The sequence below is a fragment of the Psychrobacillus sp. INOP01 genome (assembly GCF_018140925.1).
Lineage (GTDB): Bacteria > Bacillota > Bacilli > Bacillales_A > Planococcaceae > Psychrobacillus.
In genome coordinates, this window is sequence record NZ_CP073315.1 from 373,830 (window position 1) to 397,016 (window position 23,187).

General features: G+C 36.3%; 26 protein-coding genes, 1 pseudogene and 1 riboswitch. Of the genes and pseudogenes, 7 read left to right on the forward strand and 20 right to left on the reverse strand.

What is annotated here, in order from left to right; genetic code table 11:
* Positions 1-184 precede the first annotated feature (184 nt).
* Positions 185-394, reverse strand: coding sequence for a SpoIIIAC/SpoIIIAD family protein (locus KD050_RS01925; protein WP_211894595.1), 210 nt, complete (start codon positions 392-394; stop codon positions 185-187).
* Between the two features lie 378 nt (positions 395-772).
* Here KD050_RS01925 and KD050_RS01930 point away from each other — a divergent pair.
* Positions 773-956 (forward strand): annotated as a pseudogene (locus KD050_RS01930) (IS1595 family transposase); the annotation flags it as partial.
* A gap of 486 nt (positions 957-1,442) precedes the next feature.
* On the opposite strand, the gene efp reads toward KD050_RS01930, so the two are convergent.
* From efp to KD050_RS01955, 5 genes are all read right to left on the reverse strand, one after another.
* Positions 1,443-2,003 (reverse strand): elongation factor P, encoded by a 561-nt coding sequence (efp, locus tag KD050_RS01935; RefSeq protein ID WP_211894596.1) that lies wholly within the window; start codon positions 2,001-2,003, stop codon positions 1,443-1,445.
* Between the two features lie 15 nt (positions 2,004-2,018).
* Positions 2,019-3,080: a M24 family metallopeptidase gene (locus KD050_RS01940; protein ID WP_211894597.1), complete on the reverse strand. Its 1,062-nt coding sequence runs from the start codon at positions 3,078-3,080 to the stop codon at positions 2,019-2,021.
* A 73-nt stretch (positions 3,081-3,153) separates the two neighbouring features.
* Positions 3,154-3,576, reverse strand: a complete 423-nt coding sequence (locus KD050_RS01945) for a hypothetical protein (protein ID WP_211894598.1) — start codon at positions 3,574-3,576, stop codon at positions 3,154-3,156.
* A gap of 363 nt (positions 3,577-3,939) precedes the next feature.
* Complete coding sequence (locus KD050_RS01950) at positions 3,940-6,501, reverse strand: vitamin B12-dependent ribonucleotide reductase (protein ID WP_211894599.1); 2,562 nt, start codon at positions 6,499-6,501, stop codon at positions 3,940-3,942.
* A 159-nt stretch (positions 6,502-6,660) separates the two neighbouring features.
* Complete coding sequence (locus KD050_RS01955) at positions 6,661-7,497, reverse strand: lipoate--protein ligase family protein (protein ID WP_211894600.1); 837 nt, start codon at positions 7,495-7,497, stop codon at positions 6,661-6,663.
* Between the two features lie 101 nt (positions 7,498-7,598).
* Here KD050_RS01955 and KD050_RS01960 point away from each other — a divergent pair, with 101 nt between their 5' ends.
* The 3 genes from KD050_RS01960 to KD050_RS01970 all read left to right on the forward strand — a co-directional run bounded on the left by KD050_RS01960 (position 7,599) and on the right by KD050_RS01970 (position 9,762).
* Entirely contained in the window at positions 7,599-7,982 is a 384-nt protein-coding gene (locus KD050_RS01960) for a rhodanese-like domain-containing protein (RefSeq protein ID WP_211894601.1), read from the forward strand.
* A gap of 65 nt (positions 7,983-8,047) precedes the next feature.
* Positions 8,048-9,322, forward strand: a complete 1,275-nt coding sequence (locus tag KD050_RS01965) for an AAA family ATPase (protein ID WP_211894602.1) — start codon at positions 8,048-8,050, stop codon at positions 9,320-9,322.
* Positions 9,323-9,381: 59 nt separating this feature from the next.
* On the forward strand, positions 9,382-9,762 hold the full coding sequence (locus KD050_RS01970) for a ribosomal maturation YjgA family protein (protein ID WP_235753901.1): 381 nt from the start codon (positions 9,382-9,384) through the stop codon (positions 9,760-9,762).
* A gap of 95 nt (positions 9,763-9,857) precedes the next feature.
* Here KD050_RS01970 and KD050_RS01975 read toward each other — a convergent pair whose 3' ends face one another.
* The 12 genes from KD050_RS01975 to comGA all read right to left on the reverse strand — a co-directional run bounded on the left by KD050_RS01975 (position 9,858) and on the right by comGA (position 19,351).
* A complete protein-coding gene (locus KD050_RS01975) occupies positions 9,858-10,382 on the reverse strand; it encodes a DinB family protein (RefSeq protein WP_211894604.1) in 525 nt (174 codons plus the stop codon).
* A gap of 304 nt (positions 10,383-10,686) precedes the next feature.
* A complete protein-coding gene (gene gcvPB, locus KD050_RS01980) occupies positions 10,687-12,147 on the reverse strand; it encodes an aminomethyl-transferring glycine dehydrogenase subunit GcvPB (RefSeq protein WP_211894605.1) in 1,461 nt (486 codons plus the stop codon).
* Complete coding sequence (gene gcvPA / locus KD050_RS01985) at positions 12,140-13,486, reverse strand: aminomethyl-transferring glycine dehydrogenase subunit GcvPA (protein WP_211896173.1); 1,347 nt, start codon at positions 13,484-13,486, stop codon at positions 12,140-12,142. Before gcvPA ends, gcvPB begins: the two co-directional genes overlap by 8 nt.
* Before the next feature lie 24 nt (positions 13,487-13,510).
* The gene (gene gcvT / locus KD050_RS01990) at positions 13,511-14,614 is read right to left on the reverse strand and encodes a glycine cleavage system aminomethyltransferase GcvT (RefSeq protein WP_235753902.1); all 1,104 of its coding nucleotides are present in this window, start codon (positions 14,612-14,614) and stop codon (positions 13,511-13,513) included.
* Positions 14,615-14,770: 156 nt separating this feature from the next.
* Positions 14,771-14,865: riboswitch (glycine riboswitch) on the reverse strand.
* 116 nt (positions 14,866-14,981) lie between these two features.
* On the reverse strand, positions 14,982-15,494 hold the full coding sequence (locus KD050_RS01995; RefSeq protein ID WP_211894606.1) for a shikimate kinase: 513 nt from the start codon (positions 15,492-15,494) through the stop codon (positions 14,982-14,984).
* A gap of 115 nt (positions 15,495-15,609) precedes the next feature.
* Positions 15,610-15,807, reverse strand: coding sequence for a hypothetical protein (locus KD050_RS02000; protein WP_211894607.1), 198 nt, complete (start codon positions 15,805-15,807; stop codon positions 15,610-15,612).
* Complete coding sequence (gene comGF, locus KD050_RS02005) at positions 15,785-16,240, reverse strand: competence type IV pilus minor pilin ComGF (protein WP_211894608.1); 456 nt, start codon at positions 16,238-16,240, stop codon at positions 15,785-15,787. The genes KD050_RS02000 and comGF overlap by 23 nt, the downstream gene beginning before the upstream one ends.
* On the reverse strand, positions 16,219-16,527 hold the full coding sequence (locus tag KD050_RS02010; protein ID WP_211894609.1) for a hypothetical protein: 309 nt from the start codon (positions 16,525-16,527) through the stop codon (positions 16,219-16,221). Before KD050_RS02010 ends, comGF begins: the two co-directional genes overlap by 22 nt.
* Positions 16,517-16,972, reverse strand: a complete 456-nt coding sequence (gene comGD, locus KD050_RS02015; RefSeq protein WP_370627158.1) for a competence type IV pilus minor pilin ComGD — start codon at positions 16,970-16,972, stop codon at positions 16,517-16,519. The genes KD050_RS02010 and comGD overlap by 11 nt, the downstream gene beginning before the upstream one ends.
* Positions 16,965-17,279, reverse strand: a complete 315-nt coding sequence (gene comGC, locus KD050_RS02020; protein WP_211894612.1) for a competence type IV pilus major pilin ComGC — start codon at positions 17,277-17,279, stop codon at positions 16,965-16,967. The genes comGD and comGC overlap by 8 nt, the downstream gene beginning before the upstream one ends.
* Positions 17,280-17,289: 10 nt before the next feature.
* On the reverse strand, positions 17,290-18,348 hold the full coding sequence (gene comGB / locus KD050_RS02025; protein WP_211894613.1) for a competence type IV pilus assembly protein ComGB: 1,059 nt from the start codon (positions 18,346-18,348) through the stop codon (positions 17,290-17,292).
* Positions 18,335-19,351 (reverse strand): competence type IV pilus ATPase ComGA, encoded by a 1,017-nt coding sequence (gene comGA / locus KD050_RS02030; protein ID WP_211894614.1) that lies wholly within the window; start codon positions 19,349-19,351, stop codon positions 18,335-18,337. Before comGA ends, comGB begins: the two co-directional genes overlap by 14 nt.
* A gap of 175 nt (positions 19,352-19,526) precedes the next feature.
* On the opposite strand from comGA, the gene KD050_RS02035 reads away from it, so the two are divergent.
* Positions 19,527-20,207, forward strand: a complete 681-nt coding sequence (locus KD050_RS02035) for a helix-turn-helix transcriptional regulator (protein WP_211894615.1) — start codon at positions 19,527-19,529, stop codon at positions 20,205-20,207.
* 142 nt (positions 20,208-20,349) lie between these two features.
* Complete coding sequence (locus KD050_RS02040; protein WP_211894616.1) at positions 20,350-20,592, forward strand: DUF2626 family protein; 243 nt, start codon at positions 20,350-20,352, stop codon at positions 20,590-20,592.
* Between the two features lie 379 nt (positions 20,593-20,971).
* On the opposite strand, the gene KD050_RS02045 is transcribed toward KD050_RS02040, so the two are convergent.
* Positions 20,972-21,613 carry an MBL fold metallo-hydrolase gene (locus tag KD050_RS02045; protein WP_211894617.1) on the reverse strand — a complete coding sequence of 214 codons (642 nt, stop codon included), beginning with the start codon at positions 21,611-21,613 and terminating at the stop codon, positions 20,972-20,974.
* 154 nt (positions 21,614-21,767) lie between these two features.
* Between KD050_RS02045 and KD050_RS02050 the strand changes: the two genes are divergently transcribed.
* Positions 21,768-21,947 carry a DUF2759 domain-containing protein gene (locus KD050_RS02050; protein ID WP_090563737.1) on the forward strand — a complete coding sequence of 60 codons (180 nt, stop codon included), beginning with the start codon at positions 21,768-21,770 and terminating at the stop codon, positions 21,945-21,947.
* Between the two features lie 53 nt (positions 21,948-22,000).
* Here the strand turns inward: KD050_RS02050 and KD050_RS02055 are convergent, their stop codons facing one another.
* Positions 22,001-23,104 (reverse strand): YqgU-like beta propeller domain-containing protein, encoded by a 1,104-nt coding sequence (locus KD050_RS02055; protein WP_211894618.1) that lies wholly within the window; start codon positions 23,102-23,104, stop codon positions 22,001-22,003.
* Between the last annotated feature and the right edge of the window lie 83 nt (positions 23,105-23,187).

A 23,187-nucleotide genomic window follows, 5' to 3' on the forward strand; every position in this document is an offset into this window, starting at 1 on the left:
GTAGGTTCGCTGGTACGACGGAGATGTATTGGGAGACATAAGGAATGATAAATACGGTGAATATATAAGTTAAAAAAAGAAAAATATAAATCGTATATACAATTGAATGAATGCGAGGGTATGATTCTTTAATTAGTTGCAGTAAAACAAATGCTAGAATAATTGTTATGTAAATGACCATTTGCTAACTCGTCATCATAAGCCATTCTAAAAATGTAGATATTTCGTAAAAAAATAGTCTCAACAGTCGCAATAATTCAATTGTCATATATATATAACCAACAAAAAACAAAAAAAATGCATACTCCTTTTTACCTGTAGATTCAAAGAACAAGTGAAGAATAGCTATTAAGATACCAATTCCTGCAACTCGAAGTACATCGTGAAGTTCCACAATGCCTCCCCCTTCCATATCAACAACATATGATGGCGCTAGGTGGAATATGAAAGAAAAGTTCAAGAGCTTTTAAATGATTTTACTTTTTTGAGGCTTTAGATAGACTTGTTTCTTCCATTCCATAGATTTAGTAAGGTATGTAATTTGAAGAATATCATCTATGCAATAATACTGTTGATTTCCGTTTCAGGTGGACGCTTTCCGCGGGGTGAGCGATGGGCCATCACCGTAGCTTCGCTTCCGTTGTGATGTCCCATTTGTCTCACTCATCACGCCGGAGTCGCCACCTTCCACCGCAATCAACAAAGAATGTAGCCATTATTAATGTCCTCTAATAGGTTCAAAATATATCTGGTGGAAGCTCGGTGAGTAAAAATTGTTATAATCGGCAGTAAGAAAGAATATGTAAAGAAAGGCATCAACGACCTCATTAATATTAATAATTACCATCCCGCTTAAAGAAATGGATCAATTCGTTTTAATGGTGTTTCATTTACAATTATATTTAGTGTAGTTTTAATTTCTCGACAATAGGAAAATGGAAAGCGATTGGAGTAAGTAAAAGTAAATGCTTATCTTGGTAATTACATAAGTTAAGCCTAGGTAACTTCGCATTCTAGTTGCCAAGATTATTCATGTTCTTTCATAGGAAAAAAACGCAAAAAAAAATGAGCGGGGAAATATATCTTCCAACCTCATGTATTTTACTGTCCATTAGACGGTTTTATCTCTATATTAACCTTGACTACTATTATCATCTAAGCGATAAGCTATGCCATATCTATAAATGTAGTACTACACATTATATTGATTGGAGCGGAAGGCGGCGACTACAGCGGGACAGCTTGAGCTGAAGACCCCGCAGTAGCGTTTAAAAGGGACAAAAGCTAAGTGCGCCACCTCGTGTGGCAACGCCTTCGTGACCAACATCCTGTTGGCCCGAGGTGGCTGAAGCCAAGCCCGCGGAAATCAGTAGTATTATTTATTCATTCATTAAAAAAGAGCCTCACAAGTGTGAGACCCTTCATAGAATATAAATTTTAAATTATTGAGCTCTTGATACGTATGAGCCTTCATCTGTATTAATGATTAGTTTATCTCCAACATTGATGAACAATGGTACTGTTACTATTAAACCAGTTTCAAGACTAGCAGTTTTAGAACCACCACCTGAAGTATCACCTTTAATACCTGGTTCTGTTTCAGTAACTTCAAGAACTACTGATTTCGGTAATTCTACTCCTAGTGTTTCTCCTTGGAATTGAATTACATGTATTTCCATATTTTCGCGTAAAAACTTTAGTTCGTACTCGATTTGGTTTTCACTTAGTTCGATTTGTTCGTAAGAATCTGTATCCATAAATACATGCTGATCACCACTAGCATATAGATATTGCATTTTACGGTTATCAATTTGTGCTTTTTCTACTTTTTCTCCAGCACGGAAAGTTTTTTCATTCACTGAACCGTTACGTAAATTTCTCAATTTAGAACGTACAAATGCTGCGCCTTTACCTGGTTTAACATGTTGGAAATCCAATACTCGGTATAGTACACCATCGACTAAAATTGTTAAGCCTGTTTTAAAATCATTTACTGAAATCATTATTTTCCCTCCAAATTAAGCTAAAATTAGTAACTCTTTTGTCGAATGCGTTAGCTTTTCTAAACCATTCTCTGTAACAAGAGCATCATCTTCGATTCGCACTCCACCAATATTAGGCAAGTAAATACCAGGTTCAATTGTAATTACCATACCCGGCTCTAAAACGATATCAGATCGGAATGATAATCCTGGACCCTCGTGTACTTCTAACCCTATCCCATGACCCAATGAGTGACCAAATGCTTCACCGTAACCTTTTGAAGCTATATAATCCCTAGCAATAGCGTCTGCTTCTTTTCCAGTCATTCCAGGTTTAACTTTTTCTAAAGCCAATAGTTGAGAGTCGAGGACTACTTGATAAATTTCTTTCAATTGATCACTTGGTTCCCCAACAGCCAACGTACGTGTAGTATCAGAAATATACCCATTGTATAATGCACCGAAATCTAATGTGACAAAATCTCCATTTTCAATGACCTTATTCGAAGCAACCCCGTGTGGAAGTGCTGAACGTGTTCCAGAAGCCACTATTGTATCAAACGAAGAGGAAGTTGCTCCTTTTTTACGCATAAAAAATTCTAATTCATTGGATACTTCAAGCTCGGTCATACCAGGTTTTATGTAAGTTACGATATGTTCATATGCTTCATCAGCAATACGACAAGCTGCCTTTATTATACTAATCTCTTCGTCCGTCTTAATCAAGCGAATTTTTTCAACAAGACCTGAAAGTGGCACTAAATCGCATTGTACCGCTTGTTTATATAGTTCAAAGTCGCTATACGTAACATCATTTTTTTCAAATCCTAAAGAATTTATCCCCATATCTGTAACTTGAGTAGTAATTTCTTCGATCATTGTTTTTTTATGTTGTACAATACGGAAATCCTTAATCTGACTTGCTGCTTGCTCCGTGTAACGGAAATCCGTAATAAATACCGCATCATTTTTAGAAATGATTGCTACACCAGCTGTACCAGTAAATCCAGTCATATATCGGCGGCTATAACCATTCGTTATTAATAAAGCGTCGACTCCGTTTTCTTCAAGTGCTGCACGTAATTTACCTAATTTCATTTTTAGCCCTCATCTCATTATCAAAATAATTTCTCTATATATTTTATCACAGTAAGCGAGGACGGTAAATTTTTCATTTTCCAAGGGGGGTGTCTTGCGAGTGAAAAATCGCTGATTCCATCACGAAACGAACAACTACAACCACAATACATATAAATGGTATAGATAATTTTTTTATCGTTTTCTCTAGAGAATCGGCATCTAGAATAATCCATTCAAGTGTAACTGCGATTAAGAGTCCCAAAGCAATACTAGTTATGGACACTGGAATCTTGGCAAATAATAAACAAACATAATATAAGAGAAAGCAAATTCCCCATATGAATAAAAACAATATTACCCACTTAATATATACGTTGCTTTCTTTTAATAACTGAAATGTCTTCGTATATCCTATAGGGTTCCATTTAATAAACTTGAAATAATCTAGGAGTTTAAATAGAACGGTTGTTGTTAACGCCGCAACTAGACTAGTACTAATCGATAATCCTTTCATGTCAATCTCCTTTGTTTTTCCATAGTTTAAGCGAATGAGCTAGTTATTAAACCTAGGAAAACAAATAAAAGCACAAGTGATAAGGACTTATCAGCTTGTGCTTTTATTGTTTTATAGAAAAACATGAAATCTATGGCAAGGTGGATAACATTCTACACATGAATCTTCGTCCAGACTCCAGCGCCTTACTCCTTTGCAAAGCTCGTCGCAAACAAGTACGTTTGTGGTGGCTTAGGAGCTGCCTCCCGGGTACGCACGATGCGGGTCATGTCTGCTTTGCCACAGGATGTGGCGCACTTTGCAGACCTACCCCATTCCCCATTTACCTCTCGGGGCAGACATAGGCGCTTCCGCTTTTGTTCTTTACAACCCACATTTTAGTTGGGCATTACAATTGGTGCATGTATTACATCCACCCATTTCTTCAACAGTACCTTTACGACAAACAGGACATGTATTACCAACTTCAGAACCAATTGTTACATTAGTTGAACGTAAGTCTTGAATTGTATCTATTAAAACCACATGTCTTTTTTCTACTCTTTCTTCTTTCGGATGATCTTCTAATGTATTTTCCTCGGCTTTTAACGTTAATACTTGCGAGTCACGACTTCCATCGACATACACAGTACCACCCTTAGCTCCACCGCGATATAAACGCTCGTACACGCCTTCTACCTGTTCAACCGTATATCCACGTGGCGCGTTGACCGTTTTAGAAATAGAACTGTCGATCCAGCGCTGAATTATACATTGCACATCTGCATGTGCTTCTGGAGCAAGCTCCATAGCAGTAACGAACCAATTCGGAAGATTTTCTTCCTCAGCTGTTTCATTACGCTCTAAATATTCTTGTACAATGTCTGCTTTTACTTCGATGAATTTACCTAAACGCCCACTTCTATAATAAGTGAATGAATAATACGGCTCAAGTCCAGTAGAAACGCCAACCATTGTTCCAGTAGACCCGGTAGGTGCTACAGTTAACAAATGAGAATTCCGAATACCATTTTCTAAAATAGATTGTCGAATTTCTTCCGGCATAGATTCCATAAATCCAGTTTCCGTAAATGCTTTACGTAAGCGTTTTGTTTCCTCTTCTGTTTCACCAGTTAGGAATGGGAAGCTTCCACGCTCAACGGCAAGTCCAGCAGATGTTTCATATGCAGCAATTGCAATTGTTTTAAAGATTTCGTCCACTAAAACATTACCTTCATCAGAACCATACTCTTTTTCACAATAGATTAACAAGTCGGCAAGACCCATAACACCTAAACCTACACGTCTTTCTCCTAGTGCTTGTATTTTATTTTCTTCTAAGAAATATGGAGTTGCATCGATAACGTTATCTTGCATACGTACACCCACACGAACTGTTTCTTTTAACGCTTCATAATCAACTGTTTTTGTTTCTTTATTTGCAAATTGCGCTAAGTTCACAGCAGCCAAGTTACATACAGAATAAGGTGCAAGTGGTTGTTCGCCACAAGGATTAGTTGCGACAACTTTTTGTCCGTACGCTGTTGCATTTGTTTTTTCATTTGCATTATCGATGAAGAAAACACCTGGTTCTGCTGAATAAGTAGCACAAATATTAATCAAGTTCCAAAGCTCTTTCGCTTTTACAGTGCGATAGGTACGAACTTCGTATCCCATTCTTTCCCACTCGCGAACATCGCCGATTTTATGCCAATTTTCATTGTAGAAATCCATCTCTTCCGGTGAATAAGCTTCAGTTGCTGGGAATCGCAAGTCAAAGTCGCCGTCTTCTTCCACTGCCTTCATAAAATCATCAGTAAGCGTGACGGAGATGTTTGCACCAGTCAAAAACTCAGAGTTATGCACAGAATAAGTTCCGCCATCACGTAATTTGGTTTCCGCATCACGTATTATCTCATCATTAAACCCACCTAGACCTGGTATCGTTTTATAATTAGTAATACCTTGATACATGGCTTCTTCTTGGATAGTAAGAGGTTTGAATTTAAGCTTGTCCTTCGCAAGTTGTTTAATCGTTTCATCATTCGTATTTTCAATCAAGAAACGTAAAATACGCGGATTTTGCATTTTCGAAATAATAAACTCTGCAATATCAGGGTGCCAATCTGCTAGCATGATCATTTGTGCGCCTCTGCGTGATCCCCCTTGCTCTACAAGATGAGTAAGTTTAGCAATATCATCTAACCATGAAACAGAACCAGATGATTTTCCGTTCACTCCGCGAGCTAAGGTATTTCTTGGTCTTAGAGTAGAACCGTTTGTACCAACTCCACCGCCACGGCTCATAATTTCCATTACTTGCTTACGGTGGTCACTGATCCCCTCACGAGAATCTGCAACGAATGGCATTACATAACAGTTAAAATAGGTTACATCTGTTCCTGTTCCAGCACCATATAGTACTCGTCCAGCCGGGATGAATTTCAAAGAAACTAGTTGTTGGTAGAATTTCTCAAACCATTCCCCACGTTTTTCTTCTGTTTTTTCTACTGATGCAAGTCCAGTTGCATTTCTTTTTGCAATTTGCTCGTAATAAACTTCAAGAGGCTTTTCAATAACACTTAAAGGACGAGTAATAATTCCAGTCTCGATTTTAACCGCATCGTCAATCGCACTTCGGTAATCTTCTTCGATCTGCACCTCAGCTGTTTTTGCTTGTTCGTTAATAGAAACGATATAGCCTAGACCACGAGCTGGGAATTTAGGATCTTCTTTCACTGTTAAAACGACAAAATCCCCTGCTTTTAACGTTTTCTTTTCTGTATCCTTAAAGGAGTAGCGATCAATCATGACAAGTCTTGACACACCTTTATGTGTAAGTGTCATATCTTGTGTAATGGGGTGTACTTGTGGAAATAGTTGAATATCTTTGTTTAATGCTTCGACATTTAAAGTAAGTTTGGTTTCATTTTTGGTTGTTACCATTTACTCTTCCTCCTTTCTACAAATTGCGATTGACACAATATGTAGTGGTTTTATTAATAATACGACACAACATGTAGAAGGTAAAGCAAATAGATTAGGGATTTTAAATATAAGAACTAATTTCCTATATTTCATTTTTACTATAAGACATTGTTACTTTTATTTTTTAAAATTCCATTCATCATTGTCATATCTTGTCGTCTCTAATTCTTTTACGTAATTTTGCTGTTCTTCCGTTAATTTATATTCTACCAACTCAATCTCCAATGCATCTGCAAATCCTTTTTTAAAGGCAGCTTTACATTCTTCAATCGTTATCGGTTTTGATATTATTTTGTTAATGGAGACAGCTTTTTGAGATAGGCCTTTTCTCACTTTATTTCTTACCTCGTCAGAAGAAAATTTAAACGTCTGTATTAATTTATCTTCATCGAGGTCAAGTAAAATTGCACCATGTTGTAGAATAACACCTTTTTGTCTTGTTTGCGCACTACCAGCAACTTTTTTTCCTTCTACAACTAGTTCGTACCAGCTCGGTGCATCAAAACATACTGCAGATTTTGGTTTTTTTAAATTTTCTTTTTGTTCATCTGTATTGGGAACAGAAAAATAAGCATTTAAACCAAGATTTTGAAATCCTAAGAGTAAACCCTCACTAATAACACGATAAGCTTCTGTAACAGTTGCAGGCATACTCGGGTAGCTCTCTGTAACAATCACACTGTATGTAAGTTCATGTTCATGAAGTACCCCTCTTCCCCCGGTAGGTCTACGCACAAAACCAAGTCCTAATCTTTGCACAGCTTCCATATCAATCTCTTTTTCAACCGTTTGAAAATAACCAATTGATAATGTAGCTGGATTCCATTCGTAAAATCTAATAACCGGTGGAATAAGACCCTCACTATGCCAATCAAGTAATGCTTCGTCCATTGCCATATTATAAGATGGACTACAGGGTCCAGAATTTATGAAGTACCATTTTTCTTTTTCCATCGAATCTCTCCCTTCACAACGTGTATCATTTTATCAAATAGATTGAATTGTATCTAGCACTTCTTTTATAATGAATAGGAAACATAGAAAGGGGAAAGACCGTGTTAGAATTATTGTATTTTGTCATCGCTATACTTGTTGTCCTTTTAGTCTATGCTGGAATCTCAGCATATCGTTTAAAGAAAGCCGTAACTAACCTTACGCAAGAGCAATTCATCGAGGGTTATCGTAAAGCACAGCTCATTGATGTACGTGAACCGAAAGAATTTGATGGTGGACATATTTTGGGAGCAAGAAATATCCCCTCTTCTCAACTTCGTCAACGCTTCAAAGAAATTCGTCCAGACAAACCAGTATACTTATATTGTCAAAGTGGCGCAAGAAGTTCTCGTGCAGCGATGTTTTTAAAGAAAAAAGGTTATACACAACTGAACCAACTCCAAGGTGGTTTTAAAACTTGGTCTGGTAAAGTCAAATCTAAGTAATACATAAGGTTCTTCTATAAAGAGGAACCTTTTTTCTTTCATCCATACATTTTTGGAGGGTTTAGATGCAAAAACATATTTTATTTGCTCATACAGAAGATTTTAGAATGACTCACCCGCATTATGAGGATTTTGCTATTGTTTCTAGACGAATTATTACTTTATTGAACGAACATACAAGTGAAAGATGGCAATCTATCGATATTGGTGAATCCATCCTTCAACTGGATGGGAATTTGTTAGAAATGATGGAAAAAGACTTGCTTCATTACGAAGTGTTATGTTCCATATTCGAGACAAAGTCTCAGAGGAAAATTTCCAGTAAGTCTCAATTATCCTTTGAAAATAAATTAGAGGTTTTGGAAACCTTTGACAACAACCTTATTTTCTTTCCACAGTATAATGTGGCATTAACTCTTGCATTCAACTATTCTGGTGGAAATACATGGCCAGAATATCAATTTTTTTCAACATCTGTAGAACAGGCGTTAGATTTCTTACGGGAAATTAACGAAAAGCTACGACAATTGTTAATGCAGTCCGTTACTTATCTTGTTGATACGGAAAATGGTGTCCAACGGAGAAATTATGGAGAGCAAGCTGCTGTGAGTAGAGATGATGTGCTGCTAGCAGAGAGTATTAAGCAGGATATTTTTCGTTCGATTGATGAATTTTTTAAACAAGATGGGCATTTTTTCAAAGAATACGGACTTCCCTACAAACGTGGAATCTTGCTTTATGGCGCACCGGGCAACGGGAAGACTACTTTAGTTAAATCTATTACAGGATCCACGAAAGCTCCGGTTGTCTACTGGCAGATTACGGAGTTTACTGGTAGTCATTCCATCCAAGAGGTATTTGGTATTGTTACGAGGCTAGCACCTGCAATTTTAGTTATTGAGGATATAGACTCCATGCCAGAATATACTCGCTCGGTCTTTTTAAACACCCTGGACGGTGCCCAATCCAGAGAAGGACTATTCATCATAGGGACAACAAACTACCCTCAAAAAATAGATCCTGCACTCATTAATCGCGCGGGTCGTTTTGATCGAGCATATGAAATTCCTTCTCCACCTGAAAAAGTACGACAAAATTATTTACATAAACTCGATATCAAAGGAATTTTCTCTGATGAACAAGTGAAAGAGATGGCCAAGCTCTCTAAAGGGCTTTCTATGTCCCAATTAAACGAATTGTATATGTCCATTGCACTGAACTGGCACTATGATGGCAAGTTAGACTACGAGAAGCGAATCGAAGAATTAACGAAGCAAAATAACCGAACGAATAAAAACAAATGGGAAAACGATGAAAATTCAATTGGGTTTAACTACTAATGATGAGACTTGAGTGATACAATTTGAATTTTACTAATGAGCCGATAAGGATTTACTATGTGATCGCTATTTTGTTTTCCATTGGTCTTGGATTAGCTAGTAGATATATTAATGCACTGCCTAATTTTATCGTGATTCATGCTGGCGATACACTTTGGGCAATCATGATATATTTTCTTTTTCGGTTTATCTTTGTGCATAAAAGTCAGGATACGGCGTTTTGTCTAAGCTTTATTTTTTGTTTTTTTATTGAGTTTAGTCAGCTCTATCAAGCAGATTGGATAAATACAATTCGCGATACTTTGCTAGGTGCTCTTATACTCGGCAAAGGTTTTCTTGGAGTAGATTTAATACGGTACACTATTGGTATTGTTATAGCCTATGTGATGGATAAATGGTTTTCTTTCTTAAATAAGAGGGTTAAACATGGAAAACCATAAAATATAAGAGACACATTGTTGATTAAACAACATTTGTGCCTCTTATATTTCTTGCTATTTTGGCTAAATTGGCGATTTTCGAACTGCCTTGTTTTTTATTGTTCAGTTGATAAATAACGTTCCTTCAAAATATTACAATGATGTAGCTCATGACCAAGGATTATCACAATAATTGCTCGGGCAGTTACATTACTATTATTCGCGGTTCCACTTTTTAGCAAGCTGTCAGCATCTATGCTCTTTACAAGATGGATAGTCGATTTACGAACAGCTTGTAGGTTTTGTAGTAAATCATTTATCGATTGCTCATTAAATGAGGCTGCTTGTACATATGTTTCTTCGTCAAAACCAGGGAGTGAAACTGCATCTCCTCGTACAACTGATAATAGTCTATGAGCCATTATTCGTTCTGTGTCTGCCATATGGCCAAGCAATTCTTTAATAGTCCATTTATTATCGGCATAACGGAACATTCCCTGCCCTTCAGGTATCTGGGAAACCAAGTTACTAGTTTTATCAATTCCCTCCACCAAAAGATTATGAAAATCCCCTTCAGGAACTAATTCAACATATCTTTGATAATATGGCGCAAACTCATCTTTTCCTAGTATTTTTTGCATCTGTACAACCTCCTCAACTTAGTTATTTATATATTCCACTGTAAGTTTAATAATTCCTTTAATCAGAATAAATGAATGGCAAAAAATGCGATCCTCGGGAGAATCGCACTCTTACTTTTTTTCCGCATTAACGGACAATAATGCCCCCGCTCCAAGACTTAACCGAAGTACAAAGCATAAGTGGGAGACAACTGCCCATAAAAGCCCGTCGTAGAACATAGACGAAAAGCGACGCGGCGTTAGTTTCCTGAGTTCCATTTTCAATCAGCGGAGAATAGTTCTCCCCACTGATTGAAGTTTCACTTTATGCTTTTGTATATCTTAATACTGGCTTACGAGCAGCTTTTGTTTCATCTAAACGGTTAATAACCGTAGTATGCGGAGCATTTTGAACGATTTCTGGATTTTCTTCTACTTCTTTCGCAATTTGGATCATCGCATCACAGAAAGCATCTAGTGTTTCTTTTGACTCTGTTTCTGTTGGTTCGATCATCATACCCTCCTCTACATTCAACGGGAAGTAGATTGTAGGTGGGTGATAACCAAAGTCAAGCAAACGTTTTGCCATGTCTAGCGTACGAACGCCAAGTTTCTTTTGACGACGACCACTTAGAACGAATTCATGCTTACAATGACGATTATATGGAAGGTCGAAATGTTCCTCTAAACGTCTCATCATATAGTTTGCATTTAATACTGCATACTCCGTTACCGCTTTAAGACCATCTGGACCCATTGAACGAATATACGTGTATGCACGAACATTAATACCAAAGTTTCCATAGAAAGGTTTTACGCGTCCAATAGTTTGAGGACGATTATAGTCAAATGTATATTTGTCATCTTCTTTTACTAGCACTGGGCTTGGTAAAAACGGAATTAAATCTGCTTTTACCCCTACCGGACCTGAACCCGGACCTCCACCGCCATGTGGACCTGTGAATGTTTTATGCAAGTTCAAGTGAACACAGTCAAAGCCCATATCCCCTGGACGTGCTTTAGACATAACTGCATTTAAATTCGCACCATCATAATATAATTTACCACCAACACCGTGGATAATTTCAGCTAATTCTAAAATAGTTTCTTCGAATAAACCTAATGTATTTGGATTTGTTAGCATCAATGCAGCAGTATCTGGACCTACAACACGACGCAAGTCTTCCAAGTCTACCAAGCCATCCTCATTCGATTTAACTGTAATCGTATCAAAACCTGCAACAGTTGCTGAAGCGGGGTTTGTTCCATGTGCAGAGTCAGGTACGATTACTTTTGTACGATGTGTATCCCCATTCGCTTCATGGAATGCACGAATCATCATTAGAGCAGTCCATTCACCATGTGCGCCTGCAGCAGGTTGAAGAGTCACTTCATCCATTCCAGTAATTTCGATTAAATGCTCTTGAAGATCGTACATTAACTCCATTGCACCTTGAACAGAAGATTCATCTTGTAACGGATGAATATTTGCGAAACCTGGGAAACGAGCAACTGACTCATTAATCTTCGGATTGTATTTCATCGTACAAGATCCAAGTGGATAGAATCCTGTATCTACACCATGATTACGATTCGATAATGCTGTATAATGACGCATAATATCTAGCTCAGATACTTCTGGTAATTCAGCTTCTTCAACGCGTTGCATACCTTCTGGTAATAAAGTTGATAAATCTACTTCAGGTACATCAAGTTCAGGTAGGTTATATCCTACACGACCTTCTTTTGTAATTTCAAAAATTAGTGGTTGATTATCCTTATGCATGAAGAGCCCCCATTTCTTGCACGAGTGCATCTATTTCCTCTTTTGTACGCTGTTCTGTTACAGCAATTAATACATGATTTTTAAGTTCAGTACTGACACGACCTAAGTCAAAACCACCGATAATTCCTTTTTCAAGCAGTCCTTTATTTGCATCTGCAATTGAACCGTTTACTTTTACAACGATTTCGTTAAAATGAGCCCCTTGATATGGCACCTCAAATCCTGCTTTTTCAAAGGATTGTTTTGCATAATGTGTTTTCACGATGTTTTGAGTGGCCATTTCTTTTACACCGTTTTTACCAAGTGCAGTCATCGCTACTGAAGCCGCAAGTGCATTTAAAGCCTGATTTGAACAGATGTTTGAAGTAGCTTTATCACGACGGATATGCTGTTCACGAGCTTGTAAAGTTAATACATACCCACGACGCCCTTCTTCATCCGTTGTTTCACCTACTAAACGACCTGGAACTTTACGCATAAGTTTAGAATTTACTGCAAAGAATCCACAGTGAGGCCCACCGAAGGCTTCGGAAATCCCAAAGACTTGTGCATCTCCTACGGTAATATCTGCTCCAAATTTACCCGGGGGTGTTAATACACCAAGTGCAAGCGGATTTGCAGAAACAACGAATAATGCATTTTGCGCATGAGTCAATTGCTCCACTTTCGCCAAATCTTCAATTTGACCGAAGAAATTTGGATACTGAACTAAAACAGCCGCTGTTTCTTCATCCACTAATTCTTCTAGTTTCGCTAAATCCGTTACTCCATCTTTTGTTGGAACAGTAACTACTTGAACATTTTGTCCTTTTGCATACATTTTCACAACATCGACATATTCAGGATGTACTGCCTCAGAAACGACCAATTTTTTACGGCGAGTGTGCCCTGCGGCCAAGTTACCGGCTTCAGCTAGTGCAGTACCACCATCATACATAGAAGAATTTGCTATATCCATACCCGTCAGCTCACAAATCATCGTTTGGAATTCAAAGATAGCTTGTAATTCCCCTTGCGAAATTTCTGGTTGATAAGGAGTGTAAGCAGTGTAAAATTCAGATCTAGAGATTACATGATCAACAATAATAGGTTTGAAATGATCATAAACACCAGCACCTAAAAAAGATGCAAATTGTTTACTGTCTGCATTTTTCGCCGCAAGCTGACTCAACTCTTTTAACAAGGCAGACTCAGCTTTCGCAGGTTTAATATTATACTCACCTTTAAAACGAACTTTTTCGGGAATGTCTGCAAACAATTCATCAATTGAAGAAATGCCAATTACATCTAGCATTTCTCTTTGATCCTGCTCAGTCATTGGTAAATAACGATGCTTCATCAATGGACAACCTCTTTCTATGTCTTATTTTTCTCTTTTATAAAATGGAGTTGCTACTGTAACTGCTTTTAGTCGTTTATTTCTTATCTCAATTTCTACCTCTTGCCCAAGTTCTGCAAATGTTGCGTCAATTATAGCTAAACCAATATTTTTCTTAAGAGTAGGTGATTGTGTACCGGATGTAACATGCCCAATTTGCTTGTTATCTACAAATACTGGATATCCCGTACGAGGAATTCCTTTATCAATCATTTCGATACCAATACTTTTTCTTGGTACACCGTTCTCTTTTTGTTCAAGTAAGATTGATTTACCATTAAAATCTTGTTCTTTTTTTAGTTTTACGACAAAACCAATATTAGCTTCAAGTGGCGAAATATCTTTTGTTAATTCTTGACCATAAAGTGGTAAACAAGCTTCAAAACGCAAAGTATCACGAGCACCTAAACCACATGGAAGAATACCTTCCTCGCTACCTGCATCGAGAATACTGCTCCATAGATCTGTTACATCATTAGCAGAAGCGTATATTTCAAATCCATCTTCCCCTGTGTAGCCAGTTCGTGAGATAATCACATTTTTACCAGCAACTTCAACATTGTTTGCGAAACGGAAGAATCCAATTTCATCCAAACTTTTTGTAGTCAGCTTTTGTAAAATGACCTGAGCTAACGGTCCTTGTAAAGCAAGTAAACCATAATCTTCTGATTTATTTACTAGTGTTACATCTCCAATTACATTTTCCTGCATCCATTTATAATCTTTTTCGATATTACCAGCGTTTACAACAAGAAGATAATGATTGTCTTCAATTTTGTAAATTAATAAATCATCTACAATTCCGCCATCCTTATAACACATGGCTGTGTATTGTGCCTGCCCATCTACTAATTTTGAGACATCATTCGTCATAATGTTTTGAAGATATTCTTCACTATCTGTACCTGTTAGGATTATTTCTCCCATATGAGAAACATCAAACAATCCAGCTTTCGTTCTCACTGCTTCGTGCTCGGCCTTGATACTTGAGAATTGGACTGGAAGTTCCCATCCTCCGAAGTCAATGGTCTTTCCTCCGTAATTTGCATATACATCAAATAAAGGTGTTCGTTTCAACTTTTCTGCCAAAATAATCTCCTCCTTCACTATTTCCATACAAAAAAGGACAGAATAACCCCTTTGGGAAAACAAGGGTTCTCTGTCCTGGGACCTGAAAGTTTACCAAAAATGGCTTTCCTCTTTGGTGGCTTCACGTAGTAAAAACGAAAGCGCTCTCCAGAGTTGCGTCCTATACGAGTTCTTTTGCCTGAGAGATTCATAATTTACATTACTTGCTCCTTCGGCGACGCAACTAGTGCGTTCTCTCCCCGTATAATCATCCGCGATATCTGTATAACTCACTCTTTGTCTATATCCTAACATTCAAGTGAATTATAAGCAATACTTTTTAATAAAATCGACTAAAGGCGAACGTTATTGACGAAAATAACATATATCATCCGCCTTTGAGTCGATTCACTTGGTATCCAGCATACTCTGTAATTTGTCTTAGTGGTCTATGTTCTGTTCGAATCGTTATATGCGCAGCCTTTTTATAAAACCACTTCCTCATTTTAAACAGTTGTTCTAATTCTTCCTTCGTACTGTTCTGCACAATCGGTCTGTTTTTGTCGTTTTTAATTCTCATCCAAATATCTTCAAAAGTTGCATCTAAATAAAGTACAAGTCCAGTTCTTCGCATCACTTCAATATTTTTTTCGTTCATGGCAACCCCACCACCTGTCGAAATGATGCACGATTCGTTCCGAAAATTTTCAAGAAAGTCAGTCTCTACTTTCCGAAAGTACGCTTCTCCTTCTTGCTCAAAAATCTCAGGAATTGTTCTATTTTGTAATCTTACAATTTCCTTATCCATATCATAGTAGGGCATTTTTAAAAAGAAGCTCAATCTTCTACCGATTGCACTTTTGCCACTTCCCATAAATCCTACTAAATATACTTTATACACGATTCACCAACTCACTAAGTTCCAATTTTCTCGGTGCCATAATATCATCAAGTTATTCTTTATTATAGAGAGTGGCTTTTTTTATTACAACTATAAAAAAAGAGTTAAATGGAAACTATCGCGTATTTTGTCGATGGAATACCTCTAATTTTTCAATTGTTGCATCAGTATAAAACATCTCTAAAGCATCATATGTTTGATACTTGGATTGATACGCAGCAATAATGGACAGCAACAAGACAGTTACAACCAGCAAAAGTATAACTACAGCTGGTAGGAATACCCCTCTTTCATTCTGTACGAAATGTAACATAAAATACATGCACCTTCTCTACACCATTTAAAAAATTCATCTTCATTAGCAATGAGTTTCCTTCCATTTCAACAAATAGAGATTCAATATTTAATAACATCTGCTCATGACCATCCAAATTTTTTATTTTACGTATTAAGTTTTTGTATAACTCCACTTTATAATTTGTTTGACCTTTTCTGATCGTAATCCCTCTTGAATTTTCATAAACTTCTATAGAGTCCACTTCGGTTAAAAAAGAATCTACATACTGGATGAACAACGCCCATTCTGTTTCTGTAGTATCGGTCACATTTGCCTCCGTTTTAGTTAACCACCACATAGTACCTACCAACACTTGAGCAAAAAGCATAAATACGGCTAAATGAAGAATCCCCTCCAGTAACGTGTAACCTGATTGGTCACGGATTTTCATTTTATAATTGGCACACATTTACGCTGCTCCTCTCGCATCCCTTCATAGTCAATACAAATTTTTTCGTCATTAATATCATATGAATAGATAACTCCATCTACTTGCATAGCTCCAGTTGGAATATTTTCTGCGGTATACAACTTTGCAATTTCATACATGACTAAAGACGAATGATAATCTCTTTTTTTATCTTCTAGTTGAACAATCATGCTATTTACTACCGGCAATATTGTAGTACTAATTAGAAAAGTAATACTTAATGATAAAATTGTCTCTGGCCAGGAAAAACCATGACTATTTTTCATAATTTATCACACCTCTACCTATATAAAAGGTTATTCGCTTCACACCTCTCTCGGTTTCAAACAATAAGTTTCCAAAACTGTTTATATTACCATTTGGATGAAATGAAATCACTTTTAAAGTACTTTCATCACTTAAACGCATATTTTTTGGTAAATCGTTTTCGAACCAGACAGTACCTGCTGATTCTGCCTTATATTGCGTTCGGTTGTTAGGAAAATTTAAATAAGTATACCTATTTTCACCAATAGAGATAGCTTGAAGTCTCAAAATATCTAAATGTAATTGCCGATAGAATCTCTCTTCCTCCATATCCTTCATCTTTGTAGAAGTAATAAATAGAACTGAAGAAGATACCACCATTACAATCGTTAAAACAAGTAACATTTCAATCAATGTATATCCCTTCTCGTTCAGCTTAAATTTCGTCAACACGAACTTATTCACTAGTCACTTTCCCAGTAGCAGGATCAATCGTAACAGTCTCCCCATTAGGACATGTTGTGTTTTCACCAGGCAAATAACCTCCTGTCTCAAGTTCTACCAATGTAGGTATTGTTTTATGTTCAATTTTAAATGCTGCGACTTGACCTTCCAGCATTTTCACAAATGCTTGGCAGCTTTTTTCATCGATACTTGCAGAATGCTTTGTCACATTAGGGATTGATATAAGAATCAACACAGATATAATAAGCAAAACAATCATCATTTCCACCAGAGTGAAACCTCGGTCATTTTTCAGTAGTTTTTTCATAATTTCTCCTTTATACAATGTTAATCATGTTATAAATAGGCAATAATATTGCCAAATAAGCACCAATGATAAAAACAGCCAAAATTAAAAATAAGGTTGGTTGAACTATACTTATATAACGAGAAAGCTTGCTTTCAATTTCTTGGCTAAGAAACTCATTATAGAGAGATAGCTCTCTGCCTAAATAACCACTATTTTCGCCGTGCACAACAAAATGGAATAATTCTGCTGTAAAAGAGTCTAAGAGGAAAACAGCCTGAGAAAACGATTCGCCATGTACAACCTTGTCTTTCATTTGTTTTCCGATAAACCGGAGCACTTTATGTTCCTTTTGAGAAATTAGTGCCTCCAATGATTGTTGTAATGACATACCACTTTCCATGAGTCCACCCATCTCTCTTGCAAAAACTCTTGTAAGTAGTAAACGATACCAGCTTCTCACTATAGGTAATTTCAAATAAATCAAGTGTTGCTTCTCTATGGGGAGCTTTTTCAATATCCTATAGGATAAAATTAATAGACAGGAACTAATTATCGCAGTTACGAAAAATATATTGGGCATTTGCAAAAGATAACCTGTCCAAGTCAAGGAATTGTCTGATGACTCATCTCCTTTAGAACCAATTAAAGACTCCATATTTGGTAAAAAGTAAATTCTAAACATCGTAAACAATAAAAAAAGTATCATAAATAAACATACCGGATACATCAATAAGTTATTTAAACGTTTTTTTGCACCTTCAAAAAATGCAGTATTCACACTCAATACAGCAATTGTTTGTTGTAATTGACCATGAACAGAAGCAAGATTCAATGGCAACAATAATCGACTTGGAAACCCTAATAATTTAAATACATCAACTACGGCTAATCCATTTCGTTGTACTTCAGTTATTCGTTTACTAACTGCCTTTGAATCTTTCACATGAAACGGTAATAACATACTGACCGATTCGTGAAATGTATATCCTTCCATCAAGAGATCACTTAGTCTACTCAAAAACGAGGAATGCATATTTGATGGAATTATTTGACGCTTCCTTTCCAAATAAACTTTAACCTTTTTCAATAACACCTTCTCTTACCCCTCTCTCAATTTGATAGGATAAGGAAAGAGTGTACGGAATACGGTAAGTTTTCCCTGAGAGCATAGATTGAAATGCTTCCTCTAACAATTCATCTGAAAGTATTTCAAACACAGCTGATAATTCAGATTCTACCCCTACTGAAGCAACAACTAGTCTTTGAGTAACGATACCGGTAATGGTTTGCCTTAACTCTTCTGTGGTGATTCCTAAATCTAATAGACGATAAAGAGATCCTACACCGTCCTTTGCATGAATGGTTGATACAACTAGATGACCTGTTAACGCTGCTTGTATAGCAGCTTTAGCTGTGGCCTCATCCCTAATTTCCCCTATCATAATCACATCTGGCGAATGGCGCAGTATAGCCTTTAAACCTGTAGAATAAGTTACTCCTGAACGTTCATTTACTTGGATTTGAAGTAAGTGAGATTGACTATTCTCTACTGGGTCCTCTAAAGAAATTACATGTCGATTTAAATTTTCTGCACAATATTTGGTAAGCGAATACATTGTAGTGGACTTTCCAGATCCAGTAGGTCCAACGAATAAGATTAGTCCTTGACGATTATTCGCAAGTTCTACAATTTTTTCCGTTGTATCTCTAAATAAAGACAGAGAATGAATAATTTTGGCGTTGTCATGCTGTTGGAGGCGAATTACCATACTTTCCTTTCCAAAAATGGAGGGAAGTGTAGAAACACGAAATGAGAATTTATGTGAATTGAATACTTGTTGAAAGGAACCGCTTTGTGGCTTTCTTCTTTCGCTGATATCAAGAGAGGATAAAAACTTGAAGAATGAAATGATACGCTCTCCTACATTCAAAGGGAGCTTGCCCGCTTCAAACATCTGAGAATTTTTTTTAAAGTAATAGATGTAGTCTTCTTCGTTAGGAATGACGTGTAAATCGGATGCACCAAATTTATGGGCTTTTATAAGTAAACGAAAACATTTTTGTTCTATTAGATTTTCTACTTGTTGCATAAGTTTCCTTTCCCCAGATACAAGTTGCGACCGCAAACAGCTTGTACTTAGTATTATACTTCCCTATTTATAAAAAAGGAAGTAGTTTTTTAAATTTTCTGTTATTTAAAAATGATTTTATTATTCTTTCGTTCTTGATTATAATAGTAACTAATACCAGAAAGAAGGTAATTGCATGCCAAATACTTTAAAGCTCACAAATGCTTTAGCAGATGAAACAAGGTATTCTATTTATCTATATATCGTAAAACAAGTACAATCAGTAAATGTACAACAAATTGCAGAACAATTCAGCATCCATCCTAATGTAGCGAGACTCCATCTAACTAAACTAAATGAATCTAAATTAGTTACTTCTGAGTTACTTAATAATAAAAAAGGCGGTCGTCCGGCGCGTATTTATAAACTTGCAGAACAACCTATTTACTTAAGTTTTCCTAAACAAGAGAATCATTTGCTGTTAGAGTGGTTATTAGAATTAGTAGAAACTATGGGCACAGAAGCGCTTGATAAAGCCAAAAAAATTAGTTATACTTCTGGATACAATTCTATACAACAGTCATTATTAGCAGATCCGAGCTTCGAACAAAAAATAGAGCTACTATCTGCTGCAGCCCTCTCTGTGGGTTATATTCCTAATATCGAGAATAAAGAAGGTAAACAAATTATTACATTCTCTATTTTTAATTGTCCTTATAAAGGACAACTATCCAAACATCCACATATAATTTGTAGTATTCATGAATCTTTTTTAAAAGGACAGTTTGATGCTTTGTTCCCTAATAATGAATTCATTCAGCTGGAAAGCAAACAAAATCACTGTAGCAATTGCGTATATCAAATAGAAGTTCTATAATGAATGCATAGATAATACATATTTGTGACAATGCAGAGTATAATGTGTAAAGAAAACTAATAATCAGTTTACATGTACGAACACTTTCATTTATAATAAATATGAGAATTATTTGTATGGTTTGTAAAAGGAGGGACTACAAATGGGCAATATGTATAAAGTAATGGCTTTCTGGACAGGGATTTTTGCAGTTATGTTTTATTTAGGTGATATGCCAGAAGCTTCTTTACTATTTTTAGCAAATACGGGATTATTCCTTCTTTTAGGGTTCTTAAACCTTTCAGAACGTATGTATATGTACATCTTCGGAGCTTACTTAATGTTCTTCTTCGCAGGATTTACATATTACACGACATTCATGCACGTACCAGGTGCAGGACATTAATAATTTGTTCCCAAAAAAGCAGCTCAATTTATTGAGCTGCTTTTTTATCTTTTTATATAATCTATTGTTTATTATTGTATTATTTCCACCTAAAAGGTTAAAGCTATATTGCATAGCGAAATCCGAACAACGTTGAACTCTGCTACAATCGGAAGCTTTCCACGAGCACGACCAACTGGATGTTGGTCAAGAAGGAGTTGCCACATGATGGTTGCACTTAGCCTTTGTCCCTTTTAATCGTTCTGCGGGGCTTTCTGATCGTGCTACGCTCGCGGAGTCATCGCCTATAACGAAAATCAACGAAATTGACTTTAAAAACTAATAAAAAATTGGGATATCACATAAACATCCGTATTTTTAAATGATTCAAATAAATGTATTAAAATCCATTTAAGAATGGATTCGACTCCATTTCGACTTCTATTGTTGTCGAAGGACCATGCCCTGGATAAACAAGGGTTGCTTCTGGCAACGTTAAAAGTTTTGTATGAATGGCTTTCATAAGTTCGGACTGGTTACCTCCTGGAAGATCTGTCCGTCCGACACTGTTTTGAAAAAGTGTATCTCCCACAATTGCAAAGCTTTCTTGTTTAAAATAATAGGTTAAGCTACCAGGTGAATGTCCTGGTGTATGTAAAAGCTCCATATGGAATTCACCAATTTTCAACTCTGACTCACTATTATTTAATAAAAAATCTGCCTCATTACAAATTATTGACGGGATTTCTGCATATTTTGATGAGCCATTTTTTGAAGGATCCCCCAACCATTTTTTCTCTGATGAATGGATATACACTGGAATATCAAAACTTCCTCTCACTTGTTCAACAGCTCCAATATGGTCAAAATGTGCATGAGTCAATAAAATAGCTAACGGTTTCATCTTTAATCGATGAAGCTCGCTAATTATTTTCTCCCCTTCTCCTCCTGGATCAAAGATTAGGCATTGCTTCGTTGAATTTGAAACAATATAACAATTTGTTTGAATATAACCTAGTGGATAAGTTCTAACGTTTAACATAATAATCACCTCTTACTTATCTTATACGATATATCATCTATTGTTCAATAATTCACCACTTTTCTACTCGACAAAACTAACATTAAGAATTACAATAGAAGAGGAATATGCAAATGCGACATTCATTTTCTGATGTCGAAAGGAGTGTCTTTTCATGAACTTATTAATGGTTATCTTTGGACTAGTTACACTTTTAGCTGTAGTTGGCACTTATCAAGCTTTTAAAGAAAAGAATGTGTTAGGGGTTCTATTTAACTTTGGTACATTCGCTGTTTTTGGCTTCTTTACAGTCATGACAATCGTGAACCAAGGCTTCCCACCAAGCTTACACTAAAACCAAATGAAAAAAGCTGCTATACATCACTTAAATGTATAGCAGCTTTTTTTCTATTCATTTAAATAAATCCATTTCTTCTCGTCCAAAGGATTTGTAGAAATCCAAGTTTCTTTTGTATATCCTCCTAAACAAATTTCTCCATTAGGAGAGCAAGAAATAGGCTGTTCATCCATTTCCCCGAATATTTGTTGGTCATCTAAAGAAATCTTTGAAAGAACACTCTTTTGGCTAATATCATCCTGATTTCTAGACTCTTTAGCATTTAGTAAGATAAATTCTGTTGGTGAAATTATAGACATAGTTGGGGTGACCCATTCGGAATAATTTGAAACTGCAGGGGTTACCCATTCGAATTTTTTAGTACCATTCGACTCTTCAAAACGATACTCAAATTCTTTTTGCTCTTCGTTTATTTGAACATAAACAATCGCTTCTCCAATATTTGTCACATCTAATACCTTGTCTTCACCAGTACTTTTTAAGGTTTCATCTAAGATTGAGTAAAGAAAAAGTTCACTCCCATCTAGGCCAGAGTCAGACCATCTAAAAACCATTAAATTTTCCTCGTCATACCATTTCACAAACGGGTTTTCTATTTCGATAGAAGTTAACTCCTGTGTGGCTCCATCATATACGAATGTACTATAAGACCAATCCTCATAAAATGTTGAGAAAACAACTAAGTTTGGGTTTGTAGGATGCCAATCCATGTATATTTCTGCGGATTCAAACGATAGGCTTTGAAGAACAAATCCATTTTTATGTAAAAATTGAATTTCTGCGGATGAAGAATCTTTGGAAGTATGTAATAAAATCATTTCTTTAGAAGGATGAATGGTCCCTTGAATAATCGGAGTAGTCGTAGTATAAATTGTCCGCCAACTATTTGTTGAAACACTATAAGACTTAACTAACCATTGCCCCTTTTCCACAACAATAAAAACTACTTCTTCGTTAGACAACCATCCTACTACACTATGAAGGGCATTGTTATCCAACAAAATAGATGGTATCTCTGCATTTTTTTCAACTTCACCAATATCGGATGGTATTTTATCTTCATTCTCCTGATCTACTTTAGGAATTTTTGTTTCCTTTTCCGTACAAGCTTGAAGGAAGATGATACAAAATAATAATATAACAATTTTCTTCAACATACTCCCCCCTTCTTAACATAATAGACGAATGTAAATCCATTTTGTTTCATATAAAAAGCACAGACAAAATAAATGTCCGT